Consider the following 6,774-nt stretch of genomic DNA (forward strand, 5'->3'; position numbering starts at 1 on the left):
TGACCTGCATACGATGTTGGCGCGACACCAGTAGATCACGCCGTGGAAGGCCCTCGCCCAAACTTCCTGCGCAAATTCGCACAGGTCTGAGATTGTCATGGGCAGCCATTTCTTCGCGCGTCACCGGGCTGAGCAGGTTCAGGCGCAGCGCGGCAAAGCCGCCCCCCGCAAGCGCGATGCGCGCATCAGCTTGCAAGGTTTCAACGGGCACGGGGCCCTGATCGGTTTCGATCAACGTGCCCTCGCCAAAGCAAACGATCGAAGAATAGGCCCAACCCGTGGTGTGACTTTGATAGCTGCCCAGCGTTGCCCCAACCGTAAAGGCAGAGCCGGGCGCAGGCACGAAGTACCACCCCGCCGGCGAGGCCGTTGTGTAAAAGAAATAAAAGGTTTCGACATGGGGATTGCCCAAGGTGTCGGTAAAGCTGACGTCAATCGCATAGGGCGCACTGGAGGTTGATCCCGCAGTGCCGCCATTGATCGACACGGTCTCCCCGCCATCGCCCGAACCTTGATAGTTCGGATCATTGTCCGTCATCACCGCGGTGTAGGACGTGTTATAAAGCGAGTTATATCCGGTGCCGGACCAGCGGAATGCTTCAACGGTATAGGTTGCCATGGCGCGCCCTACCCTTTGGCGGCGCGCAGTTTCGCTTTGCGCCATACCGATACTGCTCAATCGATCCTCCCCCTTTGCATCGTTTCAATTGATGCAAATATTCACCGCCCCCAACATTCAACGACGTCGGCCGGCGGTTTACACATCACTTGTGTACATATTCAAAGATAATTGTTTGAAAGTCGCAATAAAAGCGATATTTTTGGCAGTTTACTGTTATGTATCGTAACTTAATTTTACACAACGAACTATTACGACAATGGAACTGCCAAATATAAACAAACGATCTCAGATACTTATACCTGAGATCGCTCTATGCTTGAATTTGACAACTAAAACATTAGAAATTGTGCAGATAGCGGTCGGTCTCCACTTGCGTAACCTGCTTATTCACAAATTCAATTTCACGTTCCGCCTGTTTTACAATCACGGCTAGCCGGTCTTTGCCCACCACGTCTTGCATAAACTGAGACTGTTTTGCGTGTCGCACAGCCTCATCAAGGGACAATGGCAAAGGCTCATCATTACTATCTTCATATGCGTTGCCCTCGATATGAGGACCAGGTTTCAGACCAGCTTCAATTCCATCTAGACCAGCCGCAATTTCACATGCCAACAAATAATATGGATTGCAGTCGGCGGAAGCGTCGCGCTTTTCAATACGCACTGCCGTGTCTGATCCATCAATCACACGCAATCCAACCGTGCGGTTATCATATCCCCAGCTGGCGTTCATGGGGCAAAATGTATAGGGCTGACGGCGGCGATAAGCGTTTGGCGTCATTGATGTCACCAAAGACATTTCCGCCATTCGCTTTTGCAAACCGGCCAAGAATGCCAAGCCGGTTTTGTTGATCGTTTTGTTGGTTGCGAATTGGTTTTTGCCGTCTTTCCACAATGAATAGTGCGTGTGAAACCCGCTGCCACTTTGATCGATGTACGGCTTAGCCATAAATGTAGCAAGATAGCCATGCTTAAGCGCAAGCTCTTTGACCATCGCACGGAAAAGCACAACGCGATCGGCTGCCTTCAAAGCCTCTCCGTAGCGAATGTTCACCTCAACTTGCCCTGCGGCATATTCTGGGTTCGACTGCTCAATAGGAATGCCTAGTGCATTCAAATGTTCACGGATCGGGCCAAGAACATGCTCCATTTCCGCCATGCGGTTGATGCCATAAACTTGGTTGCCAGAGAATGTCGGCTTGCCGGTTTCTGGATCCAGCAAATAGAACTCTAGCTCTGTGCCGACTTGAACTTCATAGCCCATTTTGGCCGCGCGTTCGACTTGCGCAATAAGCGCGTTGCGCGGATCGATTGGCACGGGCTTATGGTCAAGCCCCTCAGCGCGCGCCATACAAATTGCCACGCCCTCTTCCCAAGGTGACGCCACGGGCACGTGAGATGGGAACATATGCATGTCCACATAGCCGTTATCGAAACTGCAATATGGCGTGTCCCAGACATCACTGGTCATGTCCATTGCAAAGAGCGCAGCGATAATGGCATTGCCATCGTTGCACGTGCGCTCCCATTGCGTTGCGGGAATGCGCTTGCCGCGCATAAAGCCGTTAACATCGCCAACGCCCAACACAATAGTGTGCGTTCCCTCTGGCAAAGTATAATCTGAAAACCCCAAAGGTCTCTCTCCCCTTTTGTCTTTCCAGAAATTTTGCATTTTTGTATTCAGTATGCAAGAGTTTCATAATATCAAATTCGAACAGATAATGTTATGTTTTATGCATGTAATTAGTATTTGAACTTATTTTTTGTTCGTTATTCGTAATTTAAGTTGGTTCGAATGCGGTTGGCTTGAGCAACTGCTTGTCTTATGGCAACTGTATACAAAGAAATTGGCAAGGCGGCAGACATGGCAACATTCAAAAAGATTAATGCTCCAAGAATTCGACTTGCTGATGAAGTGTATACACAGATCATCAATGCCATCCACGAGGGTCAGATTTCGCCGGATCAGCGTCTGGTTCAGGAAAAACTGGCGGCAGAACTTGAGATCAGCCGCACACCGATCCGCGAAGCTTTGTTGCGATTAGAGCAAGAAGGCATTCTAACGCTATCTGGTCGTGGCGGCTTCATTATCCGGCAGATTGAACTTGAAGAAGTTCATGAGATTTACCACACGCGCGCCGCTATTGAAGGATATGCAGCACGGCTTTTGACCGAAAGCGGCGATGAGAAGCTGTTTAAGCAGATTGAAGCTGTAATAACACTTGAAGAAACGCGCGAACTGAAAACAGCTGCAGATTTCTATGATGCGAACAAAAACATCCATCGCGCTTTTGTTGAAAGAACAAACAATCGCTATTTGCTCGATATGTTTGACCAGATGTGGAACCGAGGGTTTTCATTCCATTTGTTCGCAACGATCAAAGAACATGAACTGGAAAAGTCTCTGGGCGAGCACCAGGCTCTATGTGATGCGCTAAAGGCTGGCGACCCTGCCGCCGCTGAAATGGCTATGCGAGCACACATCAACGACGGCCTGGATCTGCAACTTAGCGCATTGGCGGAAGAAGCGGCCTAACCAACCGAAAAATCAATGATGGTGCGAATGCCATGCCCTTTGCGCATATCATCAAAGCCATCATTGATTTTATTCAACGGAATCCGTCCGGTCAGCATATCATCAAGATTGAGACGACCGTCCAAATAGAACGCCACCAACCGCTGCATATCGGTTCGGAACTGGTTCGATCCCATATCGCACCCCATAACTCGCCGTTCGGCAATAAACTGCATGAAAGGCAACGACACTTCCGCGTCTTGTGACATAAGCCCGATCAACACCAATGTGCCGTTTTTGCGCAACATCATAAACGCGTCGCGCGCCAATTGAGGTGAACCAACGGCTTCAAACGCATATTCAGCCCCTTTGCCCAGCGTTATCTGCATAACCTGATCCACTGGCGAGGCAGTTTTGGAGTTTATGACGTGAGTTGCGCCAAATTTCTTCGCCATCGCCAATCGATCGGCATTGATATCAATCGCGATGATATTGAGCGCACCGGCCATTCGCGCGCCTTGCACTGCATTCAGGCCAACGGCGCCACAGCCAATAACCACGACGCTCGAACCAAGCTCAACTTTTGCAGTGCGCATGACCGCACCAATGCCCGTTGTGACCCCACAACCAATCAAAGCGGCCTTGTCTAATGGCATCGCTTTGTCGATTTTGGCCAGCGCATGTTCATGCACCAACATATGGTCAGCGAAAGCTGATAGGTTCATGAATTGTTGGACAAAACTGCCCGCCTGCATCAGGCGCGGCTCTTCTTTGTCATCACGGTTGATGGACGCTTGATCTTCACAAATCGAAGGGTGTCCAGAAAGGCACTGATGACAAGATCCGCAAAAAGCGGACAAACAGCCAATAACATGGTCGCCGGGCTGCAAATAGCTCACCCCAGCCCCTACTGCGCGCACAATGCCTGCGGTTTCGTGCCCCAGAACAGCAGGCGCTGGCACAGGCAAATGCCCGTCCATGAAGTGCAAGTCTGTGTGGCAAAGTCCTGTTGCCGCAACTTCAACCAACACTTCATTATGCCCCGGATTGGACAATGTAATCTCTTCAATTTCTAACGGCTGACCCGCTTGTTTGAAAATTGCAGCTTTCATAGTGTGTCCCCCTAGTCCTCTAGCTCTTGCCAGAACGTTGCAAGTTGTGCGTTTACAGCAGTTGGATTCTCCAAATTGGCAATATGTCCGGCGTCTGGAATGATAGATGCTCGCGCGTTGAGCAACTCTGCGGCAATGCGTTCGGCATAGGCCGGCGGTGTCTCGGCATCCAACGCACCTGCCAAAACAAGCGAGGGCACGTTAATGGCCTTTAGCTTTGCTAGCGCGTCGTGCTCAGCAATCAGATGCGTCGTCAGCTTCAGGCCCTGTTTTGTGGCACGAGACATGGCGCCAATCGCTTCTTGTCGAACTGTGTTCCTGCAGTCCGGTGCAACAATGGCATTGATCATTGAGGCGCTAAACTCCGCCACTGAAACGTCACTGTCCAACTGCTCGCAAATTGAATGGGTAAACTCTTTTGGATCCGCATCACCGCCCAAACCGAATTTTGGCGAACTATCCATAATCGTCATCGACGTCATATGTTGGGGATAGACCGCAGCAAAATGCTGCAAAATCATTCCGCCAACGGAAAGACCAACAAAGTGGGCTTTTTCCAGACCCAGCGTTTTCGTGACAAAATGGTGAAGCGCCGCAACAACCTCTTGCATGCGGGCATTGTCCGCTAACGGCGCTGAAATACCAAACCCTGGCATGTCCCAGGCAATGCATCTGTACGCTTTGGAAAAACGCTCAAATTGCGGCCGCCAAGCGGTCTTTGAACCGGCCATTGCGTGCAAGAATATGATGGGTGATCCTGTGCCGCTTTCAAGCCAGGACACACCATCGACTGTCGTATTTTTCATAAGTTCTCCCCTTTTCATCACGCCTTAAATGGAGAATAATCGCTGCAACTACAGCAACTTACACTCGTCCACTTTTTGTAAAAATCCCCTCTACAATTTGTTCGTATACAGCATACATGAATTTCTGTATACAGAATTCAGAGGAATTTTTGAGGGATGGCTATGACCAATCAACCAGTTTTTGAAACCGACCTAAATGATCCGCATTTGTTTGATGATGGGATACCGCACGAGGTATTTTCCAACATGCGTTCGACGAGCGGCCTGGTGTGGAATCCCATCGGCGAAGAAGGTGATGGTTTTTGGTGCGTTGGTCGTTTTGAGGATGTGGCAGAGGTTTCGCGTCACCCCGAGATTTACAGCTCCGGGGTTGGTCATATTCAAATCTACACAATTGATGAGGATGCGCTAGAGGCTCGCGCATCCATGATTGATATGGACCCCCCTGCCCACACAAGGCTGCGTCGCTTGGTCAACCCGGGGTTCATTCCGCGCAACATTCGAGACTATGAACCAATTGTGCGTGAACGGGCGTCAAAGCTTCTCGACGACTTGATCAAAGATGGTGGCGGCGACTGGGTTGATCGTGTGGCAAAGCCTATTCCCATTGGCATAATCTGCGACATGCTTGGTGTTCCCGAAGAAGACCGCAACTATATGATTGAATTGACGGACCATCTGGTCGCTGGCACCTCCGCAAAGCCTTTGGACCCGAATGCCTATGGCAACACTATTCCACTGCGCCTCTTGCCGTTTAACAGTCCTGCAGCTTTTGCCCTATCTGAGTATGCGCGCGAGCTGGGCGAAAAACGCCGCGTGGACCCTAAGGACGATGTGGTTTCGAAATTGGTTCACACAGAAATCGATGGTGAAAAACTGACCGATGCCGAATACACCAACTTCTTCCGTTTGTTGATTTTTGCCGGCAATGAAACAACACGCTCGGCTATGTCCAACTTGGTGCTGCAAATCGTTCAATTCCCTGAGGTCTTTGAGAATCTCAAACAAAATCCAGATTTGATGGAAGGCGCGGTTGAAGAAATTGTTCGCTACGCTTCTCCTATTTTGTATTTCCGTCGCACAGCAACACAAGACACCGAACTATCGGGCACCAAAATCAAAAAAGGGGAAAAGGTCGTTATGTGGTATGCGGGTGCCAATTTCGACGAAGGTCGTTTTGACGACCCGCTTTCCTACAATATTGATCGACCAAAACAGCCCCACGCCGGCTACGGTGGCGGGGGTGTTCACACCTGCCTCGGCGCAGGCCTTGCGCGGATTGAGTTGCGGGTTTTGCTCGAAGAAATTCTGAAGCGCAATATGGGATTTGAGATCAAAGAAAAGCCTGAATATGTACATTCAAATTTCGTGAATGGCATTGAGCATTTGCATGTCACTGTGACAGGAACCCCAGGAGCCAGCAAATGAATGCCTTAACCTCAGCACATCAACTTGTGCCAATCTCGTCACCCGCTATGCGGGCCTTTCGAGTTACCCGGATTGTAAATGAGTCCTCGATCATCAAGAGTTTTTGGCTCAAACCTCAATCCGAAGAAACACTGAGTTTTGTCCCCGGAGAATATTTGGTGTTTGAAGTACCAGCAGGTCCAGGTGGTGAAACGTTGAAGCGAGAGTATTCAATTTCCGGATCGACAGACGAGCAGCTGCGCGTTTCAATAAAGCTCGAAGAAAGCCCAGATGGCACCAATTATCCTGACG

Annotated in this window: 6 protein-coding genes and 1 pseudogene; 3 read left to right on the forward strand and 4 right to left on the reverse strand. The window is 50.0% G+C overall.

Annotated elements, in window-relative coordinates; genetic code table 11:
- Positions 1–679, reverse strand: a 679-nt coding sequence (locus tag Q0231_RS14285) for a Hint domain-containing protein (protein ID WP_299348442.1), incomplete at its 3' end; no start/stop codon positions are given.
- Positions 680–959: 280 nt separating this feature from the next.
- Positions 960–2,255 (reverse strand): glutamine synthetase family protein, encoded by a 1,296-nt coding sequence (locus Q0231_RS14290; protein WP_299348445.1) that lies wholly within the window; start codon positions 2,253–2,255, stop codon positions 960–962.
- 231 nt (positions 2,256–2,486) lie between these two features.
- Here Q0231_RS14290 and Q0231_RS14295 point away from each other — a divergent pair, with 231 nt between their 5' ends.
- A complete protein-coding gene (locus Q0231_RS14295) occupies positions 2,487–3,158 on the forward strand; it encodes a GntR family transcriptional regulator (protein ID WP_299348448.1) in 672 nt (223 codons plus the stop codon).
- Here Q0231_RS14295 and Q0231_RS14300 read toward each other — a convergent pair.
- Together Q0231_RS14300 and Q0231_RS14305 are read right to left on the reverse strand one after the other, a co-directional pair.
- On the reverse strand, positions 3,155–4,249 hold the full coding sequence (locus Q0231_RS14300; protein WP_299348451.1) for a Zn-dependent alcohol dehydrogenase: 1,095 nt from the start codon (positions 4,247–4,249) through the stop codon (positions 3,155–3,157). The two genes, Q0231_RS14295 and Q0231_RS14300, sit on opposite strands and share 4 nt — an antisense overlap.
- 11 nt (positions 4,250–4,260) lie before the next feature.
- Complete coding sequence (locus Q0231_RS14305; RefSeq protein ID WP_299348454.1) at positions 4,261–5,055, reverse strand: alpha/beta fold hydrolase; 795 nt, start codon at positions 5,053–5,055, stop codon at positions 4,261–4,263.
- A 162-nt stretch (positions 5,056–5,217) separates the two neighbouring features.
- Here Q0231_RS14305 and Q0231_RS14310 point away from each other — a divergent pair, with 162 nt between their 5' ends.
- Together Q0231_RS14310 and Q0231_RS14315 are read left to right on the forward strand one after the other, a co-directional pair.
- A complete protein-coding gene (locus Q0231_RS14310) occupies positions 5,218–6,483 on the forward strand; it encodes a cytochrome P450 (protein WP_299348457.1) in 1,266 nt (421 codons plus the stop codon).
- A pseudogene (locus Q0231_RS14315) lies at positions 6,480–6,774 on the forward strand (hypothetical protein); the annotation flags it as partial. The gene Q0231_RS14310 and the pseudogene Q0231_RS14315, both read left to right, overlap by 4 nt.

Origin of the sequence: uncultured Maritalea sp. (genome assembly GCF_937139385.1) — a bacterium.
Classification (GTDB): Bacteria; Pseudomonadota; Alphaproteobacteria; order Rhizobiales; family Devosiaceae; genus Maritalea; species Maritalea porphyrae_A.

What these genes read in the sequence shown, in the direction of transcription:
- Q0231_RS14300 (WP_299348451.1), bottom strand. Translation starts at nt 4,249, where the DNA reads ATGAAAGCTGCAATTTTCAAACAAGCGGGTCAGCCGTTAGAAATTGAA.
- Q0231_RS14305 (WP_299348454.1), bottom strand. Translation starts at nt 5,055, where the DNA reads ATGAAAAATACGACAGTCGATGGTGTGTCCTGGCTTGAAAGCGGCACA.
- Q0231_RS14310 (WP_299348457.1), top strand. Translation starts at nt 5,218, where the DNA reads ATGACCAATCAACCAGTTTTTGAAACCGACCTAAATGATCCGCATTTG.
- Q0231_RS14295 (WP_299348448.1), top strand. Translation starts at nt 2,487, where the DNA reads ATGGCAACATTCAAAAAGATTAATGCTCCAAGAATTCGACTTGCTGAT.